This window comes from Occultella kanbiaonis (assembly GCF_009708215.1).
GTDB classification, from domain to species: Bacteria; Actinomycetota; Actinomycetes; order Actinomycetales; family Beutenbergiaceae; genus Occultella; species Occultella kanbiaonis.
The window spans coordinates 4,646,619-4,662,485 of record NZ_CP046175.1 but is presented as its reverse complement, the minus strand read 5'-3'; the positions used below and the strand labels follow the sequence as shown (position 1 = coordinate 4,662,485).

Sequence of the window (15,867 nt, the reverse complement as noted above, 5' to 3'; positions counted from 1 at the left end):
GCCCACGGCCCGGCCCGAGGCGGGAGTGACCAGGTGAGCGACGCCGTCGACTGGGACCTGGCCGCACGGCGCGCCGGGCGTCTGGCCCGGCCCGGCCCCACGGCCGAACGCGACGAGTTGAGCGCGCTGGTGGCGTCGCTGCGCACCGGCGCGGCCCGGGCGCCCGAGTTCGTCGGCACCGTCACCGCCCTGCCCGAGGCCGCTGAGCGCGCGGCCACGGGCCCCGTCCTTGTGATCGACCGACCGCGCTGGTCCGAGGGCAACCTCGGCATGCTGCGCCACCTCGTCGGCGACCTCATGCCGGCTCCGAAGGGCCTCGGCGGCCCTCGGTTCGCCGCCGAGGAGCTCGGGGCGCTGCTGAGTCTGCTCTCCTCCCGGGTGCTCGGTCAGTACGACCCGTTCACCCCGCCGTCCGCCGGACCCGGTGACGGCGACAGTGCCGTCGCAGGTGCCGGCCGGCTGCTTCTGGTGGCGCCGAACATCCTGCACGTGCAGCGCCAGCTGAACCTGCGGGCGGCCGACTTCCACCTCTGGGTCTGCCTGCACGAGCAGACCCATGCCCTCCAGTTCGCCGCCGCGCCGTGGCTCGCCGAGCACTTGCGCACCCAGATGCGGGACCTGATGGCGACCCTGCTCGTGGAGGACGACGCCGCGACCCGGATGCGGGATCTGCTCGGCGCCCTGCCCCGGGTGCTGCGCGGTGATGCCGAACCCGTGAGCGCCGGCTCCGGCGGCGCCATCCTCGGCGCCGTGCTGACCGACGCGGAGCAGGAGGCGATGGACGCCTCGATCGCGATCATGTCCCTGCTGGAGGGCCATGCGGACGTGGTGATGGACGCCGTCGGCCCACGGGTGGTGCCCACCGTGCGCACCATCCGCAAGTCGTTCGAGGCGCGCCGCGCCGGGCAGGGGTTCGTGGACACGCTGCTGCGCCGGGTCCTCGGCCTGGATGCCAAGCTCGCCCAGTACCGGGAGGGCGCGAAGTTCGTCCGGGCCGTCGTGGCCAAGGTCGGGCACCCCGGCCTGAACGCGGTCTGGTCGGCGCCCGAGCAGCTGCCCACCGCCGCCGAGATCGCCGACCCCGACATCTGGGTCCGGCGGGTCCACGGCTAGTGCCCCGGCTGGATCCGGCCGTCGCCGCCGTCCGGGCGGCCGTCCGGACGTTCCTGCAGGACCGCCTCGGCGACGGCACGTTGGCACCCGGTGGCCTGGTCCTGGTCGCCTGCTCCGGAGGTGCCGACTCGCTCGCGCTCGCGGCCGCCACCGCGTTCGTGGCACCTCGGCTCGGGGTGCGGGCGGGCGCGGTCAGCGTCGACCACGGGCTCCAGGACGGCAGCCGCGCCGTCAGTGAGCGAGCGGTCGCCGTGTGCGCCGGGCTCGGCCTGGTCCCGGCCGAGGTGGTGGGGCCCGACGGCGCAGGTACCGCGGGTGGCGACGGTCCCGGCCGGCCCGGGGTCGGCTCGAGCGAAGACGGCGCCGTGCGGCCGGGGAGCGCCGCGGTCGGTGGCGGTGCGCGGGGTGCTGCCGGCGAAGGTCCCGATGGCGCCGCGGTCGCTGGTGCTACTCGCGGCGCCGCCGGCGAAGGTCCCGAGGGTGCGGCCCGCGCGCTTCGGTACGACCTGCTCGGCGCCGCCGCGGCGCGACACGGCGCGGCCGGGGTGCTGCTCGGGCACACCCGGGCCGACCAGGCCGAGACGGTGCTGCTCGGCCTGGCGCGTGGCTCCGGCACGCGGGCACTGGCCGGCATGGCCCCGATCCGCGGGACGTTCTGGCGGCCGCTGCTCGGCGTGGGCCGCGAACAGACCCGACGGGCCTGCGACGAGCTCGGCCTGGCGGCGTGGGAGGACCCGACGAACGCGGCGGACGGACCGCTGCGTACCGCGGCCGGCGCGGCCCTGCCCCGCGCGGCCGTACGTGAACGGGTGCTGCCCGAGCTCGCCCGCGCACTCGGGCCGGGCGTGGAGGTCGCGCTGGCCCGCACCGCGGACCTGGCCCGTGACGACGCCGACCTGCTCGACGAACTGGCTCGGCAACTGCTCGAGCGGGCCCGCCGCACCGCGACCGACACCGCGACCGGCGGACCAGCCGACGCCCGGACCGACGGCCCAGCCGACGCCCGGACCGACGGCCCGACCCGCAACGCGACCGGCATGGCGACCGGCCCCTCGACCGGCGCCGACCCGGTCGAGGACAGCGCCGCCGTCGACCCTGCGGCAACAGCCGTGGTGCTGGACGTGTCGGTGCTCGTCGACGCCCACCCGGCCCTGCGCCGTCGGGCCCTGCGGCTGGCCGCCGTCGAGGCCGGAGCCGACGGCGGCGCGCTCGCCCGGGTGCACGTGCAGGGCCTCGACGCCCTGCTCACCGACTGGCACGGGCAGGGGCCGATCCACCTCCCCGGGCCGACCGAGGCGGTCCGCAGGTATGGCAGGCTGTTCCTGCGCGCTCCGGAAGCGTCGGCTCGCGCCGCCGCACCCGATGATCCGCACGGACCGACAGCACCTCATCGACACAGTGACAATCGGGAGAGTTGAGTGGACGCCAACGACATGGGCTCGGACCTGGAGAAGGTCCTGGTCAGCGAGGCGCAGATCGCGACCCGGCTCGATGAGCTCGCGGCCCAGATCGACGCGGACTACGCGGGCCGGGAGCTCCTGCTGGTCGGCGTCCTCAAGGGTGCGGTGATGGTCATGGCGGACCTCTCCCGCCGGCTGCACACGGACCTCAAGATGGACTGGATGGCCGTCTCCTCCTACGGGTCGGGCACGAAGTCCTCGGGCGTGGTCCGCATCCTCAAGGACCTCGACACCGACCTGCTCGACAAGCACGTGCTGATCGTCGAGGACATCATCGACTCCGGCCTGACGCTGTCCTGGCTGGTGTCCAACCTCCGCAGCCGCAACCCCGCCTCCCTGGAGATCGCGACCCTGCTCCGCAAGCCCGACGCCGCCAAGGTGGACGTGGACGTCCGCTACATCGGCTTCGAGGTTCCGAACGAGTTCGTCGTGGGTTACGGACTCGACTACGACGAGCGATACCGCAACCTGCCGTTCGTGGGCACGCTCGCTCCGCACGTCTACCAGGGCTGAGATCGGCGCCCGGGGTGCGGTGCTCTGACGCGGGTGTTCATGCCGTAGGCGAACACATGCCGGAATTCACGGCCCCGTCGTATACCGTCACGGTCTAACACTGCGAGCAGGAGGGACGGGGCGCAGCCCCACACCTAGGATGAATGTGAAGAAGTTGTTGCGCGGGCCGCTCATCTGGGTGCTCATCCCGCTGATCGTCATCTTCGTGAGTTTCCAACTCATGAGCGGCGGCGGCACCCGCCAGATCGACACGTCCGCGGGTCTCGAACTGCTCGCCGGGGACACCGTCGAGCAGGCGCAGATCACCGACGGCTCCCAGCGGGTCAACCTCACACTCACCGAGGACTACCTCGTCGGTGGCGACGAGGCCCAGAACATGGGTCGCGACGTCGAGTTCTACTACGCCGCGCCGCAGGGCGAGACGGTCGCCGAGGCGATCGCCGCCGCGGAGCCGGAGGGTGGCTTCAACTCCGTCGTCCCGCAGACGCCGTGGTGGTCGTCGCTGCTGATGACCCTGCTCACCGTGCTGCTGCTGGTCGGGCTCTTCTGGTTCCTGATGTCCCGCCTGCAGGGCGGCAACTCCCGGATGATGAACTTCGGGAAGTCGAAGGCCAAGCAGGTCTCCAAGGAGGCCCCGAAGGTCAAGTTCAGCGACGTCGCCGGCGTGGACGAGGCCATCGAGGAACTCGAGGAGATCCGCGACTTCCTCACCGAGCCCGCCAGGTTCCAGGCGGTCGGGGCGAAGATCCCCAAGGGTGTGCTGCTGTACGGGGCGCCCGGCACCGGGAAGACCCTGATGGCCCGCGCCGTCGCCGGTGAGGCCGAGGTCCCGTTCTACTCGATCTCCGGTTCGGACTTCGTCGAGATGTTCGTGGGTGTGGGCGCCTCACGCGTCCGGGACCTGTTCGAGCAGGCGAAGGCGAATGCCCCGGCGATCATCTTCGTGGACGAGATCGACGCCGTCGGCCGCCAGCGCGGCGCCGGCCTCGGTGGCGGGCACGACGAGCGTGAGCAGACCCTGAACCAGCTCCTGGTGGAGATGGACGGGTTCGACGCGAACGCGAACGTCATCATGATCGCGGCCACGAACCGTCCGGACATCCTTGACCCCGCCCTGCTGCGCCCCGGGCGCTTCGATCGGCAGATCTCCGTCGAGTCGCCGGACCTGAAGGGCCGTCAGGCGATCCTCGAGGTGCACGCCAAGGGCAAGCCGATGGCGCCGACGGTCGACCTGCACGCCGTGGCCAAGCGCACCCCCGGATTCACCGGTGCCGACCTGGCGAACGTCCTGAACGAGGCCGCGCTGCTCACCGCCCGCACCGGGCTGGAGCTGATCGGCGACCACGAGCTGGACGAGGCGATCGACCGCGTGATCGCGGGGCCGCAGAAGAAGTCCCGGATCATGAACGAGAAGGAACGCAAGCTCACCGCCTACCACGAGGGTGGTCACGCCCTCGTCGCGGCCGCGCTCCGGTACACGGACCCGGTCACCAAGGTGACGATCCTGCCCCGTGGGCGGGCTCTCGGGTACACGATGGTGATGCCCGCCGAGGACAAGTACTCGACCACCCGGAACGAGCTGCTCGACCAGCTCGCCTACGCGATGGGCGGCCGCGTCGCCGAGGAGATCGTCTTCCACGACCCGACCACGGGTGCGTCGAACGACATCGAGAAGGCCACCGCGACCGCGCGCAAGATGGTCAAGGAGTTCGGCATGAGCGAGCGGGTCGGCGCGATCCGGCTCGGACAGGCCGACGGCGAGGTGTTCCTCGGTCGGGACATGGGCCACCAGCGCGAGTACTCCGAGGATGTCGCCGGGCTCATCGACGACGAGGTCCGCCGGTTCATCGACTCCGCGCACGACGAGGCGTGGGAGATCCTCACCCACTACCGCCAGGTGCTCGACGACCTCGCACTCGCGCTGCTGGAGCGGGAGACCCTGAACCAGGCCGAACTGGCCGAGGTGTTCGTCCCGATCACGAAGCGGGAGCCGCGTCCGGTCTGGCTGTCCAGCCAGCACCGCGCCGTCAGCGACGTGCCGCCGGTACAGTCCCCGCGCGAGATCGCCAGCGGCGCCGCCCCGATGCTGCCGCAGGACCAGGCTGCGGCCGCCGGCGACGACGAGGCCCCCGCCGAGACGATCGTCGAGGTTCCGGAACGGTTCGCCTACCCGGGCGAGTCCACCGCGGGCCCGGTCGGCGGGCGGGCTCCGGGCCAGCCGGCACCGGGCGCGTCCGGCGAGTCCGACCTGAGCGGTCCGGGTGGGTCCGCACCGGATCAGTCCTAGGAGTTCACAGCCTCATGGTCGAACAACTGCCGCCCGCCCGTCCTTATGACGCCGAGGGCGTCGAGCGGGCCGTGCGGGATCTGCTCATCGCGGTGGGGGAGGACCCGGACCGGGATGGCCTGCGGGACACCCCGAAGCGGATGGCCAAGGCCTACACGGAGATCTTCGCCGGTCTGCACGCCGAGCCCGAGGACGTCGTCCAGACGTTCTTCGAGATCGAGCACGAGGAGATGGTGATCGTCCGTGACATCGCCGTCTACTCCACCTGTGAACACCACCTGCTGCCGTTCCACGGGGTCGCCCACGTGGGCTACATCCCGTCGGTCGACGGCACCGTCACGGGCCTGAGCAAACTGGCCCGGCTCGTCGACGTCTTCGCCAAGCGGCCCCAGGTGCAGGAGCGGCTCACCAGCCAGGTCGCGGACGCCCTGGTCCGGCTGCTGGACGCGCGCGGCGTGATCGTCGTCATCGAGTGCGAGCACCTGTGCATGTCGATGCGTGGGGTGCGCAAGCCGGGTGCGCGGACCGTGACGTCCGCGGTGCGCGGGCAGATGCGCAACACCGCCACCCGCGCCGAGGCGATGAGCCTCATCGCGCGCGACTGAGCGACGGCCCGCTCCTGTCCGGCACGGCCCCGCCCCGGCGTGCCACTGCGTCGGTGGATCGGTGGCCGGGAATGGATAGGGTGACCGAATGACTTCGCGGACGCTGGTGATGGGCGTGGTCAACGTCACCCCCGACTCGTTCAGCGACGGCGGGCAGTGGTTCGAACAGGACGTCGCCATCGCGCACGGACGGCACCTGCTCGCCCAGGGCGCGGACATCCTCGACATCGGTGGGGAGTCCACCCGCCCGGGCGCGGAGCGGGTCAGCCTTGCCGAGGAGTTGCAGCGGGTGGTGCCGGTGGTCGAGGCGCTTGCCGCCGCGGGCGCCGTGATCAGCGTCGACACCATGCGTGCCGCGGTCGCCACCGCGTCCCTCGACGCCGGCGCCAGCATCATCAATGACGTCTCCGGCGGCCTCGCGGACCCCGAGATGGTGGCGCTGGCGGCTGACGGCGACTTCGAGTACGTGGTCTCGCACTGGCGTGGCCATTCCGACGTCATGGCCGGGCACGCGACGTACGGCGACGTGGTCGGCGAGGTGGTCGGCGAACTGCGCGGGCGCCTGGCGGCGATCGTCGCCGCGGGCGTCGCGCCCGAGCGGCTCATCGTCGATCCGGGCCTGGGATTCGCCAAGGAGGGCGCCGACAACTGGCGCCTGCTCGCTCACCTGGACGCGCTGACGGCGCTCGGCCACCGGGTCCTCGTCGGGGCCTCCCGCAAGCGCTTCCTCGGACAGCTGCTCGCCGATGCGGGCGCCGAGTCGCTCCCGGTGTTCCGGGACCGCGCCACCGCCGCGGTCACCGCGCTGGTGGCCGCTCACGGAGTGTGGGGCGTGCGGGTGCACGAGGTGGCAGGCTCTGTGGATGCGGTCAGAGTGGCCCAGGCGCTGCGTTCGGCAGAGAATGAACCCAGTTCGGAAGGTCGAGAAGGGACACCATGAACTCCGAGGACAACCACGCCCACGACGTCATCCGCCTCATCGGGCTGGGTGGGGTGGGTCGCCACGGCGTCCTGCCGGAGGAACGGCGCGACGGGCAGACCTTCCTCGCCGACGTGGTCCTGCACGTCGACACCCGTGCTGCCGCCGCCAGCGATGACCTCGCCGACACGGTCAACTACGCCGACGTCGCCCAGGAGATCGTGGCGATCATCGAGGGCGAACCGGTCAACCTGATCGAGACCCTCGCCGCCAGGATCGCCGACGCGGCGCTCGCTCCCGCCGCCGTCAGATCCGTCGAGGTGACGGTCCACAAGCCGGAGGCGCCCGTCGGGGTGCCGTTCACGGACGTGCAGATCGCGATCACCCGCGGGGAGCCGACGGGCGCAGCGGCGCCGGTCGAACCAGCCGCCGAGGCGGAGTTCGCCGCACCCGCAGTCGCAGCGGCTGCGGTCGCGGCCCCCGCGGTCGAAGCCATGCCCGCCGTCATCGCACCCGCGGCCGCACCTGCGGCCGAGGCGGACTCCTCGTTCGACGGCGTGCCCGCCGCTTCGCCCGAGGAGGCGCAGGAACCGGGTGGAGCCGTCCTGCACCGGGCGCCCGAGGAGCCCGTGGAGGTGGTGCTCTCGATCGGCGGCAACGTCGGTGACGTGCGGGCCACGATGCGGGCGGCGGTCGCGGACCTGCGCGAGGTCCCCGGCCTGACCGTGACCACGGTCTCCCCGCTGGCCCGCACGGCCGCGGTGGTGCTGCCCGACGCCGTCCCCCAGCCGGACTTCCTCAACGCCGTCGTGCTGGCGAGCACGACCCTCTCGCCGATGGATCTCCTCGACCGCATGCACGAGGTCGAGGACGCCTACGGTCGGCAGCGTCGCGAGCGCTGGGGCGAGCGCACGCTCGACATCGACATCATCACGTTCGACGGCGTCTCGAGCGTCGAGCCCGAGCTCACCCTCCCGCACCCCCGCGCCAACGAGCGCGCGTTCGTGCTTGTGCCGTGGGCGCAGGCGGATCCGTCCGCGTTCCTGCCAGGGCTCGGTGGGGGACCGGTCGCCGTCCTCGCCGAGACCGCCCCGGACCGGTCCGGGGTGCGCTGGCTCGCGCTCGACTGGCTGGACCCGACGGCGGGGCAACGGTCCCGCGGGTCCGTCGCCGACGTCGCACCCGCCGCGGCGCCGGCGGCGGCGGACGACTCCTCGGAGGAGTCTGTCGATGACTTCGCCCAGGCGTCCTACGAGGGCCAGGAGTCCGTGGAGGACCTCGAACTCCTCGCGCACGCCGACGGCGACGAGTCCGAGCCAGCGGCACCGATCGCCTCGGAGCATGCGGAGGCGGCACCGGAGCAGTACGCGGACTCGCCGTTCGCGCGCCCGGCGGCGGTGCAGGCCGAGGAGTCTGCGGTCCAGCCGGCCGTGCCGCCGGCGTACCAGGTGCCCGCGCCCGCCGCCGACGCCCTGCCCGAGCACCCACCGGCGCCGCAGGCGCCCTCCGAACAGCCCGGCTTCGAGGAGCCCGCGTACGGGCAGCATGCCTCCGAGGAGCCCATCCTCGAGCAGCCCTCGTACGAGCAGTCCTCGTACGAGGAGCCCTCGTACGGGCAGCACGCCTCCGAGGAGCCCGCTGAGCAGGCGTCGTACGAGGAGCCCGCCTTCGAGCAGCCCTCGTACGAGCAGCCCTCGTACGGCCAGCATGCCTCCGAACAGCCCGCCTTCGGTCAGCCGGCCGAGTCGCCGGCCTACGAGCCATCGGCCCATCAGCCACCGGCATTTGAGCCGTCGGCCCAGGACCAGTCCGGCTTCGAGCCGTCGGGCCAGGACGAGTCCGGGTACGAGCCCGCCGCACCGGCGCAGTCCAGCTTCGAGCCGCCGGCGTACGAGCCGCCCGCCTACGAACCGCCCGCGCCGCCCCAGCCGCCCGCGCCGCCGGCCTACGAGCCTCCTGCCTACGAGCCGCCGGCCCCAGCACCGGAGCAGCCGGCACCCGCGGAACCACCCGCGCCGGCGCCGTCGGGCTTCGAACCGCCGGCACCGCCGTCGGGCTTCGGTGCGTCCGGACCGGTCTCGTTCCCGCCCCAGCAGGGCGACGACGAGATCGACGAGCAGACCCGCCGGCCGTCCGGTCAGCCCTGGACCGGGCCCGAGTCGGACCCGGAGCCGCAACCGCCGGCGGCGACCCCGAAGTGGCAGCCGCTGCGCCGCGACCCGAACTGACCGATGCAGCAGGTCGGCTGGCGCGCGCTGGCGGCCACGGTCATCGTGGTCGGAACGATCGCCGCCATCGCGTTGCGCTGGTGGTACACCCGGGGGAACAGTCTGCCGCCGGTCTCGGCGGCGGTGATCGTGCTGCTCGTCGTGGTGGCCGTCGTGGTCGTCATCCTCGGCCTGCGGGTGCGCCGGGCCGTGCGTGAGCGGACCGTCACGGACCCGATCGGCGCGGCCCGGATCCTCGTGCTGGGGCAGGCCGCCGCGCTCACCGGGGCCGCTCACATCGGCTACTTCCTCGCGATCCTGCTGCTATCGCTGCCCCGGGTGCAGGCGCCCGAGCCGCGCGAGCAGGCGTTCGCGTCCGGGGTCGCGATCCTCGCCGGTGGCGTGCTCGTCGCGGCCGGCCTGTTCGCCCAGTGGTGCTGCAAAGTGCCACCCGAGGACGAGGACGACGGGCCGGCGCCCGGCTGACCCACCCGTCCGGAGCAGCGATCGAGGTCGGGCTCCGCCGCGCGGTGGACGCGCCGGCACGGGCGGATCAGGGAGAATGGCCGCATGCCCACACCGCACAACCCCGCACTCGACATCGACGGCGTGCAATGGCGCCCGATCTCCGCACGCCTGATCCCGGTGCGGCAGATCTCGGTCGCGATCTTCCTCGGCCTGCCCGGCCTGGTGACGATCTGGCCCGCCGTGGTGGTCGGCTCGGCGATGTGGATCCTGCCCGCCGTGCTGCTGGCGCTGACCGCCTGGCTGCTCTGGCTCGTCCCACGGCAGGTCCGGTCGATCGGCTACGCCGAGCTCGAGGACGACCTACTCATCCGACGCGGCGTGATGTTCCGGTCCCTCGTGGTGGTGCCCTACGGACGCATGCAGTACGTGGACGTCGAGGCCGGTCCGATCGCACGCAAGATGAAGATCGCCGCCGTCCAGCTCCACACGGCCTCGGCCGGCTCGGACGCCTCGATCCCCGGGCTCGGCGAGGAGGAGGCGGCCCGGCTCCGGGACCAGCTGACCGCCCGCGGTGAGGCGAGGCTGGCCGGCCTGTGAGCGCTGACCGCGCAGCCGAGAGCCACGTCGACTGGCGCAAGCTGCATCGCATCACCCCGCTGCTGAACGCGTGGAAGGTCGCGGCCGCGCTGATCGCGATCTTCGTCTGGCAGTACTCCGACACCCTCGGGCAGCTGGACCTGCCCACCACGCAGTTCCTGCTCGTGATCATCGGGGTCATCGTGGTCGGCTCGCTGATCGGCCTCGGCTACTCGGCGCTGGCCTGGAGCCGGACCCGGTACGGCCTCAGCCCGGAGAGCGTCTACCTGCACTCCGGCGTCCTGTTCCGTCAGCAACGCCACCTCCGGCTCGACCGGGTGCAGACCGTGGACGTCACCCAGCCGCTGCTGGCCAGGCTGTTCGGCTTCGCCTCGCTCAAGATCGAGTCGGCGGGCGGGGCGGGCTCGAACCTGACCCTGTCCTTCCTCACCGAGGACGAGGCCCAGCGGCTGCGCAACGAGCTCCTGGCCCGGGCCGCCGGGGTGACAGTCTCGGAAGCGGCCGACGGCGGCCAGGCACCCGCCGCTCCCGCCGCGCCGGAGCGGGAGGTGCTCGCGCTGACGCCGGGCCGGCTGATCGGCTCCCTCGCCCTCTCGTTCTGGGTGATGGCCTTCGTGGTGGCGGGGGCGGTGCTGATCGTGATCGCCGTCCTGAGCCAGAGCCTGGCGCCGATCTTCGGCGTCGGTCCCGCGCTGCTCGGTGCGGTCGCGTACACGTGGGGCCGGTTCGCGGGGGAGTTCGCGTTCCGCGTCGCCACCTCGCCCGACGGCGTCCGGGTGCGGCAGGGGCTGCTCGAGTCGAAGGCCCGCACCGTGCCGCCGGGCCGCGTGCAGGCCATGCAGGTGTCCCAGCCGCTGCTGTGGCGCACCCGCGGCTGGTGGCGGCTGCAGGTGAACATCGCCGGGTACGGGGCCGAGGAGACCACGGGCAGCGTGCTGTACCCGGTCGCCACCACCGAAGAGGTGGGCCGACTGCTGTATCTGGTCCAGCCCGATCTCGGCGCCCCTCGGCCTCTCGAGCTGCTCGAGGCCGGCCTGTCCGGCACCGGCGACGCCGAAGGTTTCGTCACGTCGCCGCGCCGGGTGCGCTGGCTCGATTGGTGGACCTGGCGGCGCACCGGGTTCCGCGTCACCGACACCGTGACGATCCTGCGGACCGGGCGCATCTGGCGCCGGATGGTCATCGTGCCGCATGAGCGCACCCAGTCCCTCGGCCTGTCCGAGGGTCCCTTGGACCGACGGCTGCGGGTCGCGAACTTCTCGCTGCACTCGACGCCCGGCCCGATCGCGCCCATCGTCACGCACATCGACGCCGACGTCGCCCGCGAGCTGCTGGTGGACGTCGCCGAGCGGGCCCGCCGGGCCAGGCGGGAGGCCGGACCCGAGCGCTGGATGCTGCCACGGGTCGCTGCGGCCGCGGCGGCTGCGGCCGCAGCCGGGGATGCCGACGCCGTACCTGATCCGGCCGCGCCGCCCGCCACCTACGGTGGGATCCTGCCGAGTCCGCCGGTGCGTGCCGTCTACGGTGGCGTGCTGCCCGGGCGCGTCGGCGCGGTGACGAACGACCCCGTCGACGGTGGCAGGATGCACGGGTGACTTCTCGACCTGGACGGCTCGGCGTCGGTGTGGTCGGCGCGGGCCGGGTGGGGACGGTGCTGGCGAGTGCCCTTCGCTCGGTCGGACACGCCGTCGTCGGGGCCAGCGGTGGCTCGGAGGACACCCTGGATCGGATCGACGCGCTGCTGCCCGGGGTGCCGGTGCTCGAGGTCGAGGCGGTCGTCGAACGCAGCGAGCTGCTCCTGCTCACGGTGCCCGACGACGTGCTCGCCGACCTGGTCTCGGGCCTCGCCGCCCTCGGCGCGTTCCAGCCCGGGCAGCTGGTGGTGCACACCGCCGGCCGGTACGGGACCGGCGTGCTCGCCCCGGCCCGCGCCGCCGGTGCCATCCCACTGGCGATCCACCCGGCCATGACGTTCACCGGCACCAGCCTCGACCTGTCCCGGATCGTCGGCGCCCCGTTCGCGGTCACCGCAGCGCCGCCGGTGCTGCCGATCGCGCAGGCGCTCGTGGTGGAGATCGGCGGCGAGCCGGTGGTCCTCGGCGAGGACGTCCGCGGGCTCTACCACGCGGCCCTCGCGCACGGCGCGAACCACCTGGTCACACTGACCGCGCAGGCCATCCGGCTGCTGGCCGCGGCCGGGGTCGAGGACGGCGGTCAGCTGCTCACCCCGCTGCTGCAGGCCGCGCTCGACGGTGCGCTCCGGGGCGGGGAGGCGTCGTTGACCGGCCCCGTGGTCCGCGGCGACGTGGGCACCGTGCGTGAGCACCTGGCCGCGTTGGCCGAGGCCGACGGCGGGGGGCACGGACTCCTCGACGTCGCCCCCACCTACGTCGCTCTGGCCCGCGCCACCGTGCAGCGCGCCCTGGTCAACGGCCGGATCGGCGAGGCCCGGGCCGGCGAGCTGCTCGACGCGCTCGCGGCGACGCCGGGTGCCGCGGCCACCACGACGGCGAGCGACGCACCCACCGCGACGGCGAGCGACGCACCCACCGCGACGGCGAGCGACGCCGCGGTGGCGAGCTCCGCCGTCGCCGGCGTTGCTGGCGGCACCTCCGACGGCGAGGCCCCGGAGGACCTCGACGACGGCAGCACCGGGCCGCTCGTGGTGCACACCGTGGCGGAGCTGCGCGCGCTCCGACCGCGCGGCACCCGTGCCGTGGTGATGACCATGGGGGCGCTGCACGCCGGCCACATCGCGCTCGTCCGCGCGGCCCGCCGGCGCGCCGACGAGGTCGTCGTGACGATCTTCGTGAACCCGTTGCAGTTCTCCTCCGCCGCGGACCTCGAGACCTACCCGCGCACCCTGGACACCGACGTGGCACTGCTCCGGGACGAGGGGGTCGACGTGGTGTTCGCGCCGTCCGTGGACGAGATGTACCCGGGCGCAGAGCCGCAGGTGCGGATCGTCGCCGGCCGGATGGGAGAGATCCTCGAGGGAGAGCACCGGCCCGGGCACTTCGACGGCATGCTCACCGTGGTGCACAAGCTCCTCAACCTGACAGCCGGTGATGTCGCACTGTTCGGGCAGAAGGACGCCCAGCAGCTCGCCCTCGTGCGCCGGATGGTCGCGGACCTGAACATGGGCATCGCCGTGGTCGCGGTCCCCACCGTGCGGGACCCGGACGGGCTCGCACTGTCCAGCCGGAACGTGCACCTGTCGGCGACGGACCGCGCCGCCGCGCTGGTGCTCTCCAGGACCGTGCGAGCCGGCGCCCGGGCCGCCGAGCAGGGCCGCCCGCCCGCGGAGGTCCTCGGGGCCGCACGCGCCGAACTCGCGACCGTGGCCCCCGCCGAGGTGCGGACGGACTACCTCGAGCTCGTCGACCCCGTGACGATGAGTCCCTACCCGGACGCCGGTGGTGCCGGGGACGCGCTGCTGGTGATCGCCGCCCACGTGGGGACCACCCGGCTCATCGACAATGCCGTGGTGAGCTGGCCGGATCCGCGGCATCGCTAGAATCGGGGGGTGACTGACCCGTTCCTGCCCCCCGCCGAGCCGACCGAACCGACCGTCACCCCTGACGAGGACGGTGACGACCTGCCCGAGCAGGTCCGGATCCGGCGGGAGAAGCGCGAGAAGCTGCTCGCCGACGGTGTGGAGGCGTACCCGGTCACGCTGCCGGTCACGGACACCATCGCCGGCGTGCGCGCCGATCACCCGGAGCTCGAGCCAGGCACCGAGACGGACCACATCGTGGGTGTCGCCGGCCGGATCGTGCACCTGCGCAACACCGGGAAGTTGTGCTTCGTCACACTTCAGGACGGTGCGGGGAACCGGCTCCAGGTGATGATCTCCCTCGCCGAGGTGGGCCAGGAGTCGCTCGAGCGGTTCAAGACGCTCGTCGACCTCGGTGACCACTTCTTCGCCCACGGCCGTGTGATCGCCTCGCGCCGGGGCGAGCTGTCCGTGATGGCCGACTCCTGGGAGATCGCAGCGAAGGCGATCCGGCCGCTGCCGACCCTGCACAAGGAGTCCTCCGAGGAGTCGCGGGTGCGGCGCCGCTACCTCGACCTGATCACACGGCCGGCGGCCAGGGACATGGTCCGGACCCGCGCCGCCGTGGTGCGTTCGATGCGTGACTTCCTGCACCGCAGCGACTTCATCGAGATCGAGACACCGATGCTGCAGACGATGCACGGTGGGGCGACGGCACGACCGTTCGTGACGCATATGAACGCGTTCGACATCGACCTGTATCTGCGAATCGCACCGGAGTTGTTCCTCAAGCGCGCCGTCGTCGGTGGCATCGACCGCGTCTTCGAGATCAACCGGAACTTCCGCAATGAGGGCGCGGATTCCTCGCACTCCCCGGAGTTCGCGATGCTCGAGGCATATCAGGCGTACGGCGACTACAACACGATGGCGGCGCTCACCAAGGAACTGATCCAGACGGCCGCCCGGGACGCCTTCGGCACCACCCTGATGACACTGGCCGACGGCACCGAGTACGAAATCGGCGGGGAATGGCAGGACCTGTCCCTGTATCCGTCGCTCTCCGAAGCGGTCGGCACAGAGATCACCCCGCAGACCCCGATGGATGAATTGCTCGTCCTGGCGGACAAGGCCGAGATCACTATCAACTCGAACATTGCGACCCCCGGTAAGGTCGCCGAGGACCTCTGGGAACACTTCGTCGGGTCGGACCTGTACGCCCCGACATTCGTCCGGGACTTCCCGGTCGATACCTCACCGCTGACCCGGGCGCATCGTGAGATCGACGGCGTCGTTGAGAAGTGGGACCTGTACGTGCGCGGATTCGAGTTGGGTACCGCGTATTCGGAGCTTGTGGATCCGGTGATCCAGCGGGAGCGGTTCGAGGCGCAGGCGCAGCTCGCGGCCCGCGGCGATGCCGAGGCGATGCGTGTCGACGAGGAGTTCCTGCAGGCCATGGAGCATGGGATGCCTCCGTCCGGCGGTATGGGGATGGGCGTGGACCGTCTCCTCATGGCGCTGACCGGACACGGGATCCGCGAGACGATCACATTCCCGTTGGTGAAGCCACGATGAACGGATTCTGGGATGCGATGGCGGCCCTTGCCCCGTCGGTGGGTGTTGCCATTCTCTTCGTCGTCGCCATTCGGGCAATGATCCACGCGGATCGGCGTGAGCGTATTGCGCGGGCTCGAGCGGAGGCCGCGGAGGATGCACGGAGCGTACGCGAATCTCGGGACGAGACCAAACGAGAAGGATAGTTCTACGTTCAACCACCTTTGACATAGTGTTCCGGATGATGGCAGTCTGAACCCCCCCGGTATTTACTCGGGGCATTTCCCCCGACTGACGAGATCAAGGAATACACATGGCTCAGAAGGTCCGCGTCCTCCTCATCGACGACATCGATGGCTCGGATGCCGTCGAGACCGTGACGTTCGCACTCGATGGCGTCACCTACGAGATCGACCTGAACGAAACGAACGCCGCCGCGCTCCGTGAATCCTTCGCTTCGTGGGTCGGTCACGCGCGCCGTTCCGGTGGGCGCCGTTCCACCAGCACGGCTCGTCGGTCGTCCGGTTCCTCGCGTGGGAATTCCGACGCGGGCAAGATTCGTGAGTGGGCCCGTGAGAACGGATTCCAGGTGAGCGACCGTGGCCGCGTCTCCGCGGAGATCCGTGAGGCGTACGCGAAGGCGAACTGATC

13 protein-coding genes are annotated in these 15,867 nt (G+C 72.1%); all 13 read left to right on the top strand.

What is annotated here, in order from left to right:
* The first annotated feature begins 33 nt into the window (after nt 1-33).
* On the top strand, nt 34-1,113 hold the full coding sequence (locus GKS42_RS21425) for a zinc-dependent metalloprotease (protein ID WP_154795671.1): 1,080 nt from the start codon (nt 34-36) through the stop codon (nt 1,111-1,113).
* Nucleotides 1,113-2,531, top strand: a complete 1,419-nt coding sequence (locus GKS42_RS21420; protein ID WP_210769240.1) for a tRNA lysidine(34) synthetase — start codon at nt 1,113-1,115, stop codon at nt 2,529-2,531. Before GKS42_RS21425 ends, GKS42_RS21420 begins: the two co-directional genes overlap by 1 nt.
* The gene (gene hpt / locus GKS42_RS21415; protein WP_154795670.1) at nt 2,532-3,086 is read left to right on the top strand and encodes a hypoxanthine phosphoribosyltransferase; all 555 of its coding nucleotides are present in this window, start codon (nt 2,532-2,534) and stop codon (nt 3,084-3,086) included.
* Nucleotides 3,087-3,225: 139 nt separating this feature from the next.
* Nucleotides 3,226-5,373, top strand: coding sequence for an ATP-dependent zinc metalloprotease FtsH (ftsH, locus tag GKS42_RS21410; protein ID WP_154795669.1), 2,148 nt, complete (start codon nt 3,226-3,228; stop codon nt 5,371-5,373).
* Nucleotides 5,374-5,387: 14 nt separating this feature from the next.
* Entirely contained in the window at nt 5,388-5,978 is a 591-nt protein-coding gene (gene folE / locus GKS42_RS21405; protein ID WP_154795668.1) for a GTP cyclohydrolase I FolE, read from the top strand.
* Between the two features lie 88 nt (nt 5,979-6,066).
* Nucleotides 6,067-6,918 (top strand): dihydropteroate synthase, encoded by an 852-nt coding sequence (folP, locus tag GKS42_RS21400; protein ID WP_210769239.1) that lies wholly within the window; start codon nt 6,067-6,069, stop codon nt 6,916-6,918.
* Nucleotides 6,915-9,125 carry a 2-amino-4-hydroxy-6-hydroxymethyldihydropteridine diphosphokinase gene (folK, locus tag GKS42_RS21395; RefSeq protein ID WP_154795667.1) on the top strand — a complete coding sequence of 737 codons (2,211 nt, stop codon included), beginning with the start codon at nt 6,915-6,917 and terminating at the stop codon, nt 9,123-9,125. Before folP ends, folK begins: the two co-directional genes overlap by 4 nt.
* 3 nt (nt 9,126-9,128) lie before the next feature.
* A complete protein-coding gene (locus GKS42_RS21390) occupies nt 9,129-9,590 on the top strand; it encodes a DUF3180 domain-containing protein (RefSeq protein ID WP_154795666.1) in 462 nt (153 codons plus the stop codon).
* 84 nt (nt 9,591-9,674) lie between these two features.
* Complete coding sequence (locus tag GKS42_RS21385) at nt 9,675-10,169, top strand: PH domain-containing protein (RefSeq protein ID WP_154795665.1); 495 nt, start codon at nt 9,675-9,677, stop codon at nt 10,167-10,169.
* Complete coding sequence (locus GKS42_RS21380; RefSeq protein ID WP_154795664.1) at nt 10,166-11,764, top strand: PH domain-containing protein; 1,599 nt, start codon at nt 10,166-10,168, stop codon at nt 11,762-11,764. The genes GKS42_RS21385 and GKS42_RS21380 overlap by 4 nt, the downstream gene beginning before the upstream one ends.
* A complete protein-coding gene (gene panC, locus GKS42_RS27040) occupies nt 11,761-13,686 on the top strand; it encodes a pantoate--beta-alanine ligase (RefSeq protein ID WP_154795663.1) in 1,926 nt (641 codons plus the stop codon). Before GKS42_RS21380 ends, panC begins: the two co-directional genes overlap by 4 nt.
* Nucleotides 13,687-13,695: 9 nt before the next feature.
* Complete coding sequence (gene lysS / locus GKS42_RS21370) at nt 13,696-15,237, top strand: lysine--tRNA ligase (protein ID WP_154795662.1); 1,542 nt, start codon at nt 13,696-13,698, stop codon at nt 15,235-15,237.
* A 292-nt stretch (nt 15,238-15,529) separates the two neighbouring features.
* The gene (locus tag GKS42_RS21365) at nt 15,530-15,865 is read left to right on the top strand and encodes a histone-like nucleoid-structuring protein Lsr2 (RefSeq protein WP_154795661.1); all 336 of its coding nucleotides are present in this window, start codon (nt 15,530-15,532) and stop codon (nt 15,863-15,865) included.
* Nucleotides 15,866-15,867: the final 2 nt, after the last annotated feature.